A 15,489-nucleotide genomic window follows, 5' to 3' on the forward strand; every position below is an offset into this window, starting at 1 on the left:
TCTCCCTCTACTCGTGGAAAGAAGTTCTCGATCTATCGATCGCCCGGAAGGGGAATCCACGCAACAACATCGACGATGCGCCCCGGATGCACGGCCACGACGAGCACGGTCGCGCCGGCCGGTAACGGCTCCTCGGCGCGGGCAATGTAGAGCTCGGTTCCCCCTCGAATAGCGACCTGCACCTCACCGAGGAGTCCCTTGCCCCGGATCGGCGAGGTCAGCGTACCGGTCAGGCCCACTACAGGGTCGGTCATCGCGAATGAACTCCTCGACTGGATCGCTCGAGAACGCCAGCGTACGCGCGCCGAAGGGGCCGACCGAGGCCCCTGGGAAATCGCCGGACATTAGCTGTCTCTCGGTATGATCGGGTGATCCGACTCCTGGCGACCATCGCGCTGCAGAGAGGATCTCCCGTGAGCACCGATCGCATCCCCGTCGATCCCACCGATTCCGAGGGCAGAAGCGATGTGCGCGAACCGGATCCGGGTGACCCCTCCGAGTTCGAGATGCGGGCCGAGGCCGCCGCCGACGCGGCCGCGGAGAACTTCTATGACAATGACGACGGCCGGCCGCCACCGTCGGAATGAGCCGCGATGACGATGCTGCCCGAATGCCGCGAAACGCCGATACCAATATGTGCTGGTTTCGTAACCGACCGGCTGGCAGGCTGAACCGGTGACCACACCTCCGGATACCGTGGCGGCCGATTCCGCCGACGACAAGCTGGACATCGGCGTCTTCAAAATCGCCGGCGTCGTGGTGCTCGGCGCCATCATGTCGATCCTCGACGTGACCGTCGTGACCGTGGCGATCCCCACCTTCCAGCACGACTTCGACACCACCTACGCCATCGCCGCCTGGTCGATGACCGGCTACACCCTCGCCCTGGCGACCGTCATCCCGCTGACCGGGTGGGCCGCCGACCGGTTCGGCACCAAACGCCTCTACATGATGGCGCTGGTGTTCTTCGTGCTCGGCTCGGTGCTGTGCTCGACGGCCTGGAACATCGAGTCCCTCATCGCCTTCCGCGTCATCCAGGGCCTGGGCGGCGGCATGCTCATGCCGCTGGGCATGACGATCATGACCCACGCCGCGGGCCCGCAGCGCATCGGCCGCGTCATGGCGGTCCTGGGCGTGCCGATGCTGCTGGGCCCGATCGCCGGCCCGATCCTGGGCGGCTGGCTGATCGAATCCTTCAGCTGGCACTGGATCTTCCTGATCAACCTGCCCATCGGCATCATCGCGCTGATCCTGGCGTTCGTGGTCTTCCCGCGCGACAACCCCGAACCCTCGCAGACCTTCGACTTCCTCGGCATGCTGCTGGCCTCACCCGGTCTGGCCGCCTTCCTCTACGGCGTGTCCTCGATTCCCGGTGAGGGCACCGTCAAATCGGCCAAGGTGCTCATCCCCGCGATCATCGGCCTGGCGCTGCTGATCGGGTTCGTCTTCCACGCCCTGCGCACCGAGCACCCGCTGATCGAGCTGCGGCTGTTCACGAACAGGTCGCTGCGCTTCGCGGTGATGACCATGACCCTGTTCGCCATGGCGTTCTTCGGTTCCGGTCTGCTGCTGCCGTCGTATCTGCAGCAGGTGCGCGGAGAATCGACGCTGGCCGCCGGTCTGCTCATCGCCCCGCAGGGCCTGGGCGCCATGCTCACCATGCCGATCGCGGGCCGGCTGGTCGACAAGATCGGGCCCGGCAAGATCGTGCTCACCGGAATCACCGTCATGTCGGTGTCCATGGCGTTCCTGACCCAGGTCAAGGCCGACACCCCCTTTGCGCTGCTGTGCGGGGTGCTGTTCGTGATGGGCCTGGGCATGGGCTGCACCATGATGCCGACCATGACCGCCGCCATCCAGACGCTGACCCACAGTGAGGTCGCGCGCGGGTCGACGCTGATGAACATCGTCAACCAGACCGCCGGATCCATCGGCACCGCAACCATTTCCGTGGTGCTGACCAGCCTGCTCAACCGGGGCGACACCCTGGGCGGCAAGGGCGTGCAGCTGCCCCCGGGCGCCCCCGACCCGTCGCTGGCCAACGCGGCCATCGGGTCGCGCTACAACGGCCAGCTCGCGCATCTGCCGCACACCCTGCTCGACGAGGGCTTCGACCTCGCCGCGCGCGCCTTCGCCCACACCTTCGTGGTGGCGCTGTGCCTCCTGGCCGCCACCTTGATCCCGGCATTCTTCCTGCCCCGCGCCAAACCGGCCGTACCCGCCGGGGCCGACGCGCCCGCCGTCGTCCACTGACCCGAAAACCCGTGTGGCCCATCCGGAAACGCTTCCGGGTGGGCCACACGGCATTTCCGGGTCTCAGGGCGGCCGGGAACCGGTGGTGGTGAGGTGCTCACCATTGTTAGCGTGAGGTATGGACACAGCGGGCCGACGACGCGAGCATCTGCGAGAGTTCCTGCGCGACAGACGCTCCCGCCTCACCCCCGACCGGGTCGGACTGCCCACCGCGGGCCGCCGCCGCACCCCCGGGCTGCGCCGCGAAGAAGTCGCCGTCCTCGCCGGCGTCGGCGTCTCCTGGTACACCTGGCTCGAACAGGGCCGCGACATCACCGTCTCCACCGACGTCCTCGACGCCATCGCCGCCGCCCTGCGGCTCACCGCCCCCGAACGCGCCCACCTCTACGTCCTGGCCGGCCTCAACCCACCCTGCCCCGCCACCGACAGCGGCACCGACATCACCGTCGAGACCTGCAACCTCCTCGACGCCTGGAACCCCCGCCCCGCCGTCCTGCGCGACCGCTACTGGAACGTGCTGGCCTACAACGACACTGCCCGCGCCGTCTTCGGCTACGACGGTCCCGGCCACAACTGCCTGGTCACCTACTTCACCAACCCGCGCTACCTGGCCGTGCCACAGACGTGGTCCGAGGCCGCCCCCGCTGTCGTGGCCGCCTACCGTGCCGACTCCGCACTCTGCCCCGGCGACCCCGGCTTCGACTCCGTCATCACCGAACTCGCCTCCCGCAGCCCGGAATTCGCCCGCCTCTGGTCCCGCCACGATGTCGGCCCGGCCCGGCAGGCGGTCAACGCCCTGCAACACCCCGAGGCCGGTGAACTCCACTTCGACGCCACCACCCTCACCCTCGCCGACCGATCCGACCGCCACCTGGTCCTCTACAACCCCCGCGCCGGCACCGACACTGCCGCCCGCCTCGACCAGCTCCACCGTCTCCGCCTCGCCCCACCCGCCTGAGCCGGCAGTGACGACTCCCTGATCCTGATCGCGTGGCTCCCGGCGGGTGAGCGTCGCTTTGTATCGGAATCGCCGAATGGTCTCGAATGTTGTTCCGGCCGTGTGGATCCCGCAGAGCACACGTTCTGTATCGCGTTCGTGGGCCACGGCCGAGCCATGTTGGCCCTGCTCACATTTCCGGTGATGCATGCAGCGCTAACTCGACTCTGGCGGCCATCGTCGAAGGCAACGGCGCCCTGGACCCGGTTCGGCCACATCGCTCGGCAAGGTGGTGGTGGCACACCCACGATAGATGCGCACTGTTTACCCACAGTGCGGCCCGGCAGGCTGAAGTCATGACACACAACGGGTTTCGGTTCCAGGACAAGGTCGCGCTCATCACCGGCGGTAGCAGTGGGATGGGGCTGGCCGCTGCGCGGCGGCTCCTCGGGGAGGGGGCGTGGGTGATCGTCACCGGGCGTGACAAGGACCGGCTCGATACCGCGGTGGCCGAGCTGGGGGAGCGGGCGGTCGGGGTGGCCGGGGACGCTACCGTGGCCGAGGATCTCGAGGCGCTGGCGCGGGTGGTGTCCGAGCGGTTCGGGCGGCTGGATGTGGTGTTCGTGAATGCGGGAATCGGTGCGTTCCAGCCGGTTTCGGCGGTCACCGCCGGCGAATTCGATCGGGTGGTGGGGATCAATTTCAAGGCCGCGTTCTTCACCGTGCGGCAGGTGCTGCCGATGCTGGTCGACGGGGGTGCGATCGTCCTCAACGCCTCCTTCGCCTCGTATCGGGGCGCGCCCGGCGCCGCACTGTATTCGGCGACGAAGGCGGCGGTGCAGAGTCTGACGCGGACGCTGGCGGCGGAGTTGGCGCCACGCGGGATTCGGGTGAACTCGGTGAGCCCGGGCTACATCGACACCCCCGCCTTCCGGGCCGAGGCCTCCGCCGCAGCGCAGGCCGCCGCGGGGGCGCGGGTGGCGCTCGGGCGGGTCGGCGACAGCGACGAGGTGGCCGCCGCCGTCGCGTTCCTGGCCTCCGGGGAGGCGTCCTACATCACCGGTCAGGACCTGCTCGTCGATGGCGGCCTGACCACGGTGGTCCCGTCGGCGATGGTGTGAATCAGCAGGCGCGCAGGTCGGCGGTCTCGAAATTCAGCTCGCCGGCCACCACCGGCAGGTCGGCGCGACCGTCGTTGCCGTACACCAGCTCCGGCGGACCCGCGATCGCGCCCCACCGACGCATCCGGCAGCGGCACCGCGAGCGGGGTCGGCGTATCCGACCGCAGCGCGAGGTTCACTCCTCGGCCGCTGCCAGCTGCGGCACCGTGCGCCACCCGACGCTGGTCACCGACGGCTCCAGGCTCAACCGGCTCACCGCGGCCTCCATCTGCCGGTCGTCGCGGCGGTCACCGGTCAGCTCCGCCCGCACCTGCACCCGGCCCGGGGAGGTGTCGTGGCTCGAGATCGACACCAGCCGGAAGTCGGTGCGCGTCAGCGACTGCACCAGCAGTGCCCGCACATGCGCCTCGTGCGCGTCGTCGGTGTCGGCGTGGAAGCCGTACAACGCCTCCTGCACCTCGACCTCGTCGATACCGGGGCGATCCACCGTGCGCGCCACCGTGCGCAGCGCGGTATTGACCACCACCACCGCCACCGTGCCCGCCACCGCGGTCGAATACATGCCCGCACCCGCGAGCGCACCCACCGCCGCCGCACACCACAGCGTCGCCGCGGTGTTCAGGCCGCGGATATTGAACCCGTCGCGCAGGATCACACCCGCGCCCAGGAACCCGATACCCGAAACGATCTGCGCCGCAACACGAGTCGGATCCGCCGACGCACCGTTGAAGCCGTGCGCGGACAGCAGCACGAACAAGGTCGCCCCGGCGGCGACCAGCGAATTCGTGCGCAGTCCCGCCATCCGGGCCCGGAACTGACGCTCGAACCCGATCACCGCGCCCAACCCGACACCCGTGCCGAGTCGCAGCAGCATTTCCCACGTGGTCATCTCGATCTCCCAGCGCATGACGGCGCACTCCGGACTCGGACGCTACCGGGGTACAGGTAGCGGCCAGAGGATTGCAGGAGTGTCGCCGAGTGAACGATTGGCTAACGGAACGCGCTCCGGTCCATCGGGCACGACCACCACCTCCTCGACGCCACACGCACGCATGCCGGGGGAGTGGGACCGGCGTGAACTCGCCGGTACGGGTACCACCCCTCGTAAGACCTTCAGCACTCCACGGCGTAAACCCGCCACGGATGGCGGGAGCCGGTCGGGGCATCCCCTTAGCTCGGGGAAACCTGTCCTGATCCGGGGCGTCTCTCGACGTTCGGGATCGCCGGCCTGTATCCGTGAAGGAGCCTCAGCTAACGACGGCACCTTGCGCCCAGAAGTAAACACCGGCCCGCCACGATCGGCAACCCGACGTGAGCGCCGTCGCATTCGTGCAGCCGCTAGCGTCGCGCCTCGACCGCGACCCGCGCCACCAGCCGCACCACACACAGCACCGCCACCGACACGGCGAAGATCTGCACCGCAGCCAGCAGACCGGTCGCGCCCGCCAGCAGGCCGACACCGATGACCGGGCCGCCGCTGCCGCAGTAGGCCATCACGAAATAGGTCGACAGCACATCGGCGTGACGATCGGCAGGCGCGGCCGCATTGATCGCGGTCAATCCCGACAGGAACACCAGGCCGTGACCGGCCCCGGCCAGCACGGTCGCGAATAACAGCAACGGCAGCGAGGAGACCGCGCCCGCGCCCGCCAGCAGCACCAGACCCACCGCCAGCAGCGGGAAGCCGGTGAAGTCCAGGGCCCGTTCGGGTTTTCCGTAGCCGACCAGCTGCGCCACCGCCCACGCCGTGGGCAGCAGCGCGGCCGCCGCACCACCGATCACCAGATTCGTACTGCCCGACAGGGTCGCGGCATAGGTCGGGATCAGGGTGAGGAAGACGCCGACCACCGCGAAACCCAGGAACGCGCCCGTGCCCGCGGCCGCGAAGACCGCACCCATCCCGGCCGGGATACTCGGCCGTCGCGGCCGCCACCGGCTGACCACCGCGGTCTCGGGCAGCGCCGCCATCGCCACCACGGCCGGAACCAGCAGCGCCAGTTCCACCATGAACGGTGTCACGTACGGAGCCGGAAGATATTGCGCCAGAACAGCTCCCAGCACCGGACCCAGACCCATACCGCCCGCCGAGGCCACCGCCGACACCAGCGCGGCCCGGCGGCGGCTACCGTGCGGCTCCAGCTCGGTCAGTGCGGCGGTGAGCGCACCCGAGGCCGCCCCGACCGCCAGCCCCTGCAGGATTCGGGCCGCGAACAACCACGCCACATCGGTGGCCAGTGCGAAACCCAGCGTGCCCAGCGCCGCCAGCACCAGCGCGGGCAGCAGAATCCGGCGTCGCCCCAGCACATCCGAGGCCGGACCGGCGATCAGCAGCGCGGGAATCAGCACCCCCATGTAGACCGCGAACACCAGCGTCATCACCAGTGGCGAGAACCCGAACCGATGCGCATAACCGTGATACAGCGGCGTGGCCACATTCGTGCCCGTCAACAGGATCAACAGCGTGTAGGCGGTGCCCCGGAACCGCGCAGCGCTCCCGGGCGGTGAATCCTGCGGGGCGGCAGCGCGATCGGAAGCGGCTGCGGTGGATTGCTCGATGGTCATGGCGTCCTCCCGGCACAGACATGTTCGGTATTTCCGAACATAACAGGATGTTCGGAATTTGTGAACATGCGGACTAGTCTGGACACCATGGCGAGCCGAACCGCGACCGAACTGGTCCACCCCGACCGCGACGAACTGCGGTTCACCACCGTGCTGGCCGCCCTCGCCGACCCCGTCCGGCTCACCATCGTCACCCGCCTGGCCGCCGCCGAGAACGGCGAACTGGCCTGCACCACCTTCGATCTGCCGATCAGCAAATCCACCCAGAGCGGGCACTTCAAGACCCTGCGCGAAGCCGGCGTCATCCGTCAGCGCGACGAGGGCACCCGCCGCCTCAACCGGCTGCGCACCGAGGATCTCGAAGCCCGCTTCCCCGGCCTGCTCGACCTGGTCATCACCCACGGTCGCGGTGCGACCCTGAGCGCCTAACCCGAATGTCGCGACGACTCCGGGCCGGTCGACGCCGGTTTCGTGCCCGCTCGGACTCGGGGCGGTCAGCACCCGCCGGATCTCGTCGACGTAGGACTTCCAGGCCTCCTGGTCGGCCGGTAGCGTGCCACGCATCGTCCGCCACAGCTGGACCCGTGCCCAGATACGCCGAATATGCCAGTGCCGCGCGATGTTTCGGCCACGGGGTCGTCGAAACCGAGCGGGGTGAACAGTTCGGCCGGATACTCGATACGGCGCAGGGTGACCCGGGTCGGCACGGGCTCCACCAGCGGATCCGCCGCGCCGGCCAGCAGCACCGCGAGCTTCCGCTGCGGATGCGACAGGGCCGCGCCCAGCAGCGTCGCAGGCCGACCGCCGGATCGGGTTCGGCCGACACCAGCGCGATCACGGCATCGGTCTCCTCGTGTCCCAGCGCTGCAGGGCTCGAGACAGCCGCGGTAATGCCCACACGATCGGTGCCATTCCGCCCAGCTCGAGCAGTAGCAAATTTGTAGAAACCTGCGACTTTTCGTGCCGTCAACACTCTCGATTCGTGCCAAATGCGCGGGATCTGCGCTGTTCCAGCGCAGGATCTCGCTGGGTCTCACTACTGTCGGCCGTGGGTCAGTCGAGTCGGAAACGCGGTCGCATCGTGGGCACAGTTACTTGACCGCATCCCCCATCTCATATCGACGCTATGCGCGCGAGACCCATGGAATCTCATGACGAGACCGACGGAGTGTGCGCGCCGCCGGTTGCTCTATCGGTGAAGTTCGAGAAGTACGGACATCGGATGTGGGAATTATCCAACGAAAACGAAGGGGACTTATCGTATGGTTACCGTCGCATTGAATGGCTTCGCGAGCATGGGACCGTCGGGGTTATGAGCGGCTCATCTCTCCCGTTTCTCGGCAAGTGGGCGCTCACTAATTCCGGCAACGCCGTCACCGTGGACCTCGGATCGCAGCAGATGTGCATGTCCGGCTTCGATTCGTCACCGAATGACGAGCAGCGACTCAATCTGTATGGCTCACTGGACCCGAGTGATTGGGGGTTCCTGCTTCAGGCTGGCAATGGAAATTACCTGACATGGATGCCGCCGACATACTGGCTCGCCGACGAACCCCACCTGGACCCGGAGTTGGACTCGCCCTTCCTTATCTTGGACCAAGGCAACGGCGCCTTTCTCGTTCAGTGCTCCACCGGTAGCGGAGGCATGAACATGTCCGCGCAGGGGATGACCCTGGTGGGTGTGTACTACGGAGAGTCCACGAACGACAGCATGCTGTTCGAAAACCAGGTCCTCACCCCCGGCCTGGCCGATCTGCTTGCCTCCGGTGGTGGCCAGGGGCTCGACCTGCGGTGGGTATCGTTCGCGGGTGTCGATTTGACCGGCATCAAACTGCCGGCGTGCGACCTGTCCAATGCCGATCTCTCCGGTGCGGTGCTGACCGACGCGGACCTGTCCGGCGCCAACCTTTCGGGCGCGAAACTGCGCCAGGTCATGGCCAAGGGCGTCAACTTCGCCGGCGCCGACCTGTCGGGGGCCGACTTCTCCGGCGCTACCCTGCGTGGCGCGAACATGAACCAGGCAACGATCAGGAGCGCCGACTTCGCGGGTGCGGATCTGAGCGAGGTCAGCGCGCTCGCCGGCGGGGAAGGAGTGTCGTTCGTGGGCTGCGATCTGTCCAACTCCATTCTGGAGAGCGCCAAACTCGAAGGTGCCCGGTTCGCTGCCGACGACGGGCTACCGGCTGCCGTGTTGGTCAATGCACTCATGCCCAATGCGGATCTGACCTCGGCGAACCTTGTGTCGGTCGACCTGTCGGGCGTGCAGTTGTACGGGTCGAATGCCAAGGCCGATTCCGCCCACTTGCGCAACGCCGACCTCGCCAAGGCCAACCTCGCCACGATGGACCTCAGTCAGGTGAACATGGACGGCGCTGCTCTGTCGTATGCGAACCTGGTCAACACCAACCTCAGGGGGGCATCACTGGGTCGTGGCGACAACGACCGGGCTGTATCGCTGGCATTCGTGTCGCTGCAGGGTACGGACCTGACCGGCGCGAGTTTGCCCGGTGCCGATCTCACGAACGCGGCTGTCGCACTGAGCATCCAGGGCCCGGCCGAGACGTTTGTCGGCGTGCCGTTGTTCGACAGTACCGATACCTCCCTGGTTTCAGACCTGGACCAGCGAAAACTCAGCACCGACGTCCAGAACGCGTTCTCCAGCGCCGGGTTCGCGTTGATCGCCACGGCCACCATCACCGTTGTCGAAACCGGGCAGCAGTGGTCGATCGACAACTACGACCAGTCCGGAACATCCGGTCTGCAGTCGACGTACGGCACTTTCTCTCTCATCCTGCCCACCGGTCAACCGAATACCATCCGTGTATACGGGAGCCCGCCGCTGCTGGTCATCGCCTATGACGCAGACAACGAGCAAATACAGCAGGCACCCCAATTCAGCGAAACAGTCGGACTCACGGCGGCGATCGACGATGACACCACATGTCCCAATGGTATGCGGTGGTCCCAGCGCAACCATGGGGTCGATGTCGAGACACTGATGACCGCCGCAGAGCCACCCCATCCTCCGGCATGCGTGCCATCAGAAAACAACTGGTGCTATCTCAGGTAACCGGCAGCCGGATGGGCGTGGCGGCGAATCAGCATTTCTGGTGCGTCGTGCACGCCACCATCATCACAGCTGGATAGGAACCAGCGAACAATGCAACGCTGCGAGTCCAGGCGAAGCCGCGACAATGGCCCCGCCGCACTCCGCGCATCGCAAATCGAGCGTTGGTGTCGAAATATGATCTCGCCATGCTCCACGACCGTCGGGAATGGGCAGACGGGCGGGTGATGCCGTCGGCGGGGTCGGATCGGACAGTGCAAACCGTCTGCTGATGAAAGGACTTCCCGTGCGCTCCACCACGCGTGTCACGTTCCACCTCGATCTGAGCCACGATTCCGGGGCCGGGCATCGTGAGTACTGGGTCAAGGGCTATCGCAGTAGGCATCCGGTCCGGGCGCACACCGCGCAGACGCTCGCGCAGGCCCGCAGGCAGAACGCGGCGTTGGCCGCGATGCCCGAGAACGAGCTTGCGCGGTTCACTCATTACGCCGAGGACGTGGTGGTCTCGGAAGAGTCACCGCATCATGTGCGCGTCCACTACCAGGACGGCGACACGGCATTGCCCGCATTGGTGGCGATGACAATCCACGTCCCGCAGCGCGCACGCGTCGCGGCACGAACCACGACACCGGCCCTCGGGAAGATCGCTGAGCAGATCGCCATCCCGAACGCCACCCTGGCTGCCTATGGTGTGCCGGAGGCGACGCTGTCGATGTCACTGGACGCCGATTGTCTGATGACCCCGATCGAGACGGCGAAGTCGATCTTGTTCCATCATCCCGAACTGGCCAGCCTCGACAGCGCCACGGCAGCGATCGTGATCGACACGATCGCGAACACCGGCGGCATCCACGACTTCGCGCTCACCATTTCCAGCCAGGGCGCCGCCACGACAACGGGTGGATTCGCCACCATCACCGCTTCCACCGATGGACACGACCAGCCCTACACCTACAACCCGAACGGGCCCTGGGCCCAGGCCGGGAAGACCGTCTACCACTACAAGTTGAGTGACGAGACTGCGGGCGCGAGCGGGCAGGGGCCCATGTGCGAAGCGATCCGTAAGACCAAAGACGATCTTCGGCTGCGCAACCTGAAGTGGTCGGTCAACCCGGGACGGCCGGCGACAACCCAGGCCGCCGGCGTCACACCTCCGCGATTCGCTGCCGCCGGTGCGTTCGGCGAGGCCGCGGGCACCGACGGCTACACGTTCACCCTCGACAACAAGACACCCGGACACGGCCTGGATGTTCCTCCTGACCTGCTCTCGTTCCAGGACGGCACGTTCTCGATCGCCGCCCGCAACGACTACCTGCGCACCGTCTCGACATATGTGCGGTTCCGGGACGACGCCGGCGCGGTGCTGACCAATGTCGATGGCTTCTCCGGAATTTGGGGCGGTATGTTCGATCACCCTGACAACGGGAAGTACTTCTGCGGCACGGTGTCAGCGGTCAACGCCGTCCTGGGCATACCGACGCCGACAGACCCGACCAAGTTCTCGTTCTCCTGGCCTGAGCAGGCAAGCGCAGCCGATCTGCTGTGGGGCGGGATCGGCAGGTCGGACTGGGATACCGAGATCGACCTCGTGGGGGCCGTCGCGACAGGGATCTTCCAATACGGGGTGCCGGTGTTGTTTCTCGCGGCAGGAGCCGCCATCACCAGTAGCGGCTGGTACAAGGCTCTGGCCGCGGACAAGGAATTGATGGGGGCGCTCAAGGCGGCGGCCGCGTTCGTGTTCGCCGGCTATGTCGGCTACCAGTGGGCCGAGGACGGGATGAAGAAGGCGCTGGCGACGCTCGCCGACAAGCTCTCCGGCATCCTGGTCGACCAAGCGGTGGAGAAGCTCGCTACCTGGGTGTTCACCCAGATCGTGGTCGCTGAGGTCGAGGACGCCATCCCGTTCGTGGGGTGGGCGGTCCGGGCGGTGGACATGGCCATCGACGGTGCTCAGATCACCGAAACCACTGTCGAGGTGCTCAAATCTCCCGCGACCTACACCGTCGAAGTCAAGCGTCAATTCCAGCTGCAGCTCACCGTCCACCCCGACCCGACACACGGTCGGACGGCGCAGGACGCGGTCTGGCCCACCGAGGCCGATCACTGGGTCGCGATCGTGCAATACAAGGACGGCACCAACTACCACCAGACCGGTGCGCTGCCAGTCGCCGGGCACGCCGGCGACCCCGTCGTGACCACCTTCACCGACCTGCCGGCCGGCAGTAAACTGCAGGTCGTTTTCGGCGTGTACTCCGACAGCGACTGGCTGGCCGGACGTTGGCAAAGCGCCTGGGTCGATGCCGTCGTGCCGCAGCAGCAACAACAGCTGACGATCGAGGGATCGATCCAGGAGAACCTGGTACCGCTGACCGCTCAGACCCAGTACCACTACAAGCAGAAAACCACCTGGGACGCCGGGCAAGGTTCCTACGTGTGGCACACCGGCGATCAACCCACCGCGGTAGCAGGGGATCTGAACTGCTCCAACACCGGCGACAACCTGTGTGGTCTGGCAGATGTCACCCTCAACGACAAGGCCTACATGCTCGGCTACTGCTGGAGCGCCTCCGGCCAGAACTATCCCGGCCCCGGGTGCGCAGAGACCGGCCAGTCGTGGAGCTTCGCCAACATCAGCACCCTGGCCGACCTCTCGGTGGGCTACAAATTCTCCGAATGCGGCTTCAGCGACCAACCGTTCATCGTCTACGACCAATTCGGTCCGGCACCGCTGTTCACCCTCCCCACCGAGACCGAGTCCGACCTCGACGCGAGCACAGTCAGCCAAACCATCCAGAACGCGTTCGCCGCGGCGAACTACCCGATCACCAACAGCCAAGACGAGTCCCTCGCGACCATCACGGTGATCACCGCCTCGGCCGAATGGAGCATCGCCATCGGCGACACCACCACCTACGACATCAGGCGCGTCACCGACCAGATACAGGTCTACCCCTGGCCACAACCGCCTTTCAGCCCCAACAACTTCTACGCCGAGCCCAAGCTGGTCAACGAAGAGATCAACTACTTCCTACGACAGATCGTTCTCGACGACACGACCCCGTTCGGCGTGGGCCAGCCCAACCGAAAAACGTTCGGTTACTTCACCATCCCCCACATGGACGCCTTCGCCGTGCACCCGAACGGATATGTCATCGCGGCAAGCTGGGCCAACAGCAAAATACAGGTACTGAAGCTACCCGCCTCACCAGTAGACGACTCCGAAGCCATGCCGGCGCTGACGCTCGGTGGCGAAGGCACCCGCCAGGGATTGATGTCGGGCCCGTGCGGGCTGGCGGTCACCGAGGACGGCCGGATCCTGATCCTGGAAAGCATCAACCAGCGCATCCAGGCCCTCGACATCAACGGCAACCCGGTCCACTGCTTCGACGGCGGCGTCCTGCCCAACCTGTCACCATCCGCCGACACCGCGACGACACTGGACGCCGGGCTGGCCCCGCTACCGTTGCGTCAGGCATTCAGCAACGCCGGTGTCGCCCTCTCGTCCGGGTATCGGATCGACGCCGGTGACACCTACTACATCCTCTCCCACACCAACGGCTCATTCGACGTCACACTCGGCACGGGCGAAGACCTCTCGACCCAGTGGACGATCGACGACACCACCAACGGCGCGGTCTACCAGGTCTCGCTCGGCGAGGGCGGCGCGCTGCCGGTCAGCCAGGACACCAAAGTCCTGTTCAACCTGGCCGCGGGCGACCTCAGCATGCTGCGGATCAGCGCGGTCTCGACCGACATCCTCGACGAGTTCAAACAGCACGGCTACTACCTGCCCGAAGCCGCGGACGTCAAAGTCACCGGAAACGGCTACCAGATCGACAGCAGCGTCGAGACCAGCCTCGCCCAGGGCACGATCCCCGACAGCCTCCGGTCAGCCCTGGAAAACGATCGCGGCATCACGCTGCCCGCCATGTGCACCCTGACCCCGACCGTGACGGTGCGGGTGCTGCAATCCGGCGCAACATGGCTGCTCACGGACACCGTCAGCGACACCTCCTTCCGCATCACCGTCGACCAGCACGACTACTCCCGCCTGAACGTGCACTACTGGAACGCCACCACGGCCTTGAACGACCCCGACCCAAACGTCACCTACCTCGACATCGCCGCCGAGATGAAGGGCTACATCTACATACTCGGGCACTCGGGCGGCCACACGCCCCAACAGTCCGACTACTTCCTCGACATCTACTCACCGACCGGAGCATGGCTCTCCCGCACCCCCGACGGCACAGACCAACAAGCAACGCACCCCAATGCCGCCAAAATGATCGTCGACCAATGGCGCACCATGTTCACCCTGAACTACGAGCACTACCAGAGCGGACACGGCACCGAACCCTCCATCAGCCAATGGGTCCCGAACACACCCCATTAGCCAACCAGTAACCCCAGCCGGACTTCCCGGGTGTTGGTTGTGCGGGCTGCTCGCGGCTACCTCGGGAGCGGGCTTGACTGCGGCGGCGGTGAGTGTTTCGCGGGCCCGCTTGGGCCTGCTCGCCGTGTGCGAGATGGGCGCTGATTTGAGCCGAGTGGCGATGATCACCCGCTCGCTGCGCATCCTCGACCTCGACAGGCAACTGCGCGATCTGGCCGAGGAACGCGGCATCGGAGCGACCACGCTGATGCGGGAGATCCTGCAAGCCTGGGTCACCGGTGCCGGCACCGGCGCCGTCGTGCGACTGGCCGACGTCCAGCGGGTCATCGCCTCGCTCGCCCGTCCAGCCTGAGCCCCCCCCGGATACGCGAAACCCGGCTCAACCGGATTGATCAGTCCGCCGTGGGTTCAGCACGCGAGACCTCTGCCGCCGAGACCGAAGCCGGGTAGGTTCAGCGCCCGTGGATGGCATGTGGGGTCCAGGTCCGCGAAAAGTCACGCTAAGGACCTACCGCAGATAACGGCCCATTATCTGCGGCCATCGCGGGCGTAGATCTCGCGCAGATGCGGCGGGTCCCGGATGCACTCACTACGGCTGGACTGGCATGGCCCGAACGCAACGACTAGAGAGTTGAGAGCCAATGCCCCCGCGCGCGCTCTCATCCCGCACAGCCGCTCATGAAACCACCAGCGCCGCAACAACGCTCAGCAATCACCCGAATCCCGGTCGATCTGACCCCATCGGGTCCTCAGCGCGACTTTTCGCGCCACTGGACCCCACGTGCCGTGATGATGGCGGCGGCTTCGCCGATTTCGTCGGTGAGGGCCAGGGCGAGGGCGTGGCCGACATCGGCGAAACCCCTGGAAAGGCTGAACGCGGGGTCGATGAGCGTGCAGCAGCGTTCGGCGGCCGCGACAGCAGGACCGCCGGCACCGAGCTTGATCAGGCACTCGGCGGCGAATCCGGCCGCGAGCGCCCGATCATAGACGTAGGCGGGCAAAGCGGTGTCGGGGGCCGCGTCGACCAGGGCCGCGGACTGGTCGAGGGCGTAGCGGCATTCGCTGGTCTGCCGCAGTTCGGCATGCGCTTCGGCAGCCATGTCGTACGTATACCGGCCGCCTGATCCGACGATCCGAACCCGCTGCGCCGCGA

At 66.6% G+C, this 15,489-nt stretch carries 13 protein-coding genes and 1 riboswitch; of the genes, 8 read left to right on the forward strand and 5 right to left on the reverse strand.

The genetic code is table 11. The annotated features are described in order from the left end of the window. Positions 1-32: 32 nt before the first annotated feature. On the reverse strand, positions 33-254 hold the full coding sequence (locus ACIRRA_RS34910) for a hypothetical protein (protein ID WP_364611276.1): 222 nt from the start codon (positions 252-254) through the stop codon (positions 33-35). A gap of 159 nt (positions 255-413) precedes the next feature. Between ACIRRA_RS34910 and ACIRRA_RS34915 the strand changes: the two genes are divergently transcribed. The 4 genes from ACIRRA_RS34915 (at position 414) to ACIRRA_RS34930 (ending at position 4,311) form a co-directional block, all read left to right on the forward strand. Then, positions 414-587 (forward strand): hypothetical protein, encoded by a 174-nt coding sequence (locus tag ACIRRA_RS34915; protein WP_402777086.1) that lies wholly within the window; start codon positions 414-416, stop codon positions 585-587. A gap of 88 nt (positions 588-675) precedes the next feature. After that, the gene (locus tag ACIRRA_RS34920; protein ID WP_402777088.1) at positions 676-2,253 is read left to right on the forward strand and encodes a DHA2 family efflux MFS transporter permease subunit; all 1,578 of its coding nucleotides are present in this window, start codon (positions 676-678) and stop codon (positions 2,251-2,253) included. A 118-nt stretch (positions 2,254-2,371) separates the two neighbouring features. Next, on the forward strand, positions 2,372-3,211 hold the full coding sequence (locus tag ACIRRA_RS34925) for a helix-turn-helix transcriptional regulator (RefSeq protein ID WP_402777089.1): 840 nt from the start codon (positions 2,372-2,374) through the stop codon (positions 3,209-3,211). Between the two features lie 335 nt (positions 3,212-3,546). Beyond that, positions 3,547-4,311 carry an SDR family NAD(P)-dependent oxidoreductase gene (locus ACIRRA_RS34930; protein WP_402777091.1) on the forward strand — a complete coding sequence of 255 codons (765 nt, stop codon included), beginning with the start codon at positions 3,547-3,549 and terminating at the stop codon, positions 4,309-4,311. A gap of 1 nt (position 4,312) precedes the next feature. Here ACIRRA_RS34930 and ACIRRA_RS34935 read toward each other — a convergent pair whose 3' ends face one another. The 3 genes from ACIRRA_RS34935 to ACIRRA_RS34945 all read right to left on the reverse strand — a co-directional run bounded on the left by ACIRRA_RS34935 (position 4,313) and on the right by ACIRRA_RS34945 (position 6,873). Then, positions 4,313-4,435, reverse strand: coding sequence for a hypothetical protein (locus tag ACIRRA_RS34935; protein ID WP_402777093.1), 123 nt, complete (start codon positions 4,433-4,435; stop codon positions 4,313-4,315). Between the two features lie 51 nt (positions 4,436-4,486). Beyond that, positions 4,487-5,200: an MgtC/SapB family protein gene (locus ACIRRA_RS34940; protein ID WP_402777095.1), complete on the reverse strand. Its 714-nt coding sequence runs from the start codon at positions 5,198-5,200 to the stop codon at positions 4,487-4,489. Between the two features lie 201 nt (positions 5,201-5,401). Further along, positions 5,402-5,577: riboswitch (M-box (ykoK) riboswitch) on the reverse strand. A gap of 72 nt (positions 5,578-5,649) precedes the next feature. Further along, complete coding sequence (locus ACIRRA_RS34945) at positions 5,650-6,873, reverse strand: MFS transporter (RefSeq protein WP_402777097.1); 1,224 nt, start codon at positions 6,871-6,873, stop codon at positions 5,650-5,652. Positions 6,874-6,960: 87 nt separating this feature from the next. Between ACIRRA_RS34945 and ACIRRA_RS34950 the strand changes: the two genes are divergently transcribed. The 4 genes from ACIRRA_RS34950 (at position 6,961) to ACIRRA_RS34965 (ending at position 14,688) form a co-directional block, all read left to right on the forward strand. Further along, the gene (locus ACIRRA_RS34950) at positions 6,961-7,302 is read left to right on the forward strand and encodes an ArsR/SmtB family transcription factor (RefSeq protein WP_402777099.1); all 342 of its coding nucleotides are present in this window, start codon (positions 6,961-6,963) and stop codon (positions 7,300-7,302) included. A gap of 766 nt (positions 7,303-8,068) precedes the next feature. After that, a complete protein-coding gene (locus tag ACIRRA_RS34955; protein WP_402777101.1) occupies positions 8,069-9,943 on the forward strand; it encodes a pentapeptide repeat-containing protein in 1,875 nt (624 codons plus the stop codon). 268 nt (positions 9,944-10,211) lie between these two features. After that, on the forward strand, positions 10,212-14,336 hold the full coding sequence (locus ACIRRA_RS34960) for a hypothetical protein (protein ID WP_402777103.1): 4,125 nt from the start codon (positions 10,212-10,214) through the stop codon (positions 14,334-14,336). Positions 14,337-14,409: 73 nt separating this feature from the next. Further along, on the forward strand, positions 14,410-14,688 hold the full coding sequence (locus ACIRRA_RS34965) for a hypothetical protein (protein WP_402777105.1): 279 nt from the start codon (positions 14,410-14,412) through the stop codon (positions 14,686-14,688). Positions 14,689-15,085: 397 nt separating this feature from the next. Here the strand turns inward: ACIRRA_RS34965 and ACIRRA_RS34970 are convergent, their stop codons facing one another. Then, the gene (locus tag ACIRRA_RS34970; RefSeq protein WP_402777107.1) at positions 15,086-15,436 is read right to left on the reverse strand and encodes a hypothetical protein; all 351 of its coding nucleotides are present in this window, start codon (positions 15,434-15,436) and stop codon (positions 15,086-15,088) included. Positions 15,437-15,489 lie beyond the last annotated feature (53 nt).

It is taken from the genome of Nocardia sp. NPDC101769, from assembly GCF_044766925.1.
In the GTDB taxonomy this organism is placed as follows: domain Bacteria; phylum Actinomycetota; class Actinomycetes; order Mycobacteriales; family Mycobacteriaceae; genus Nocardia.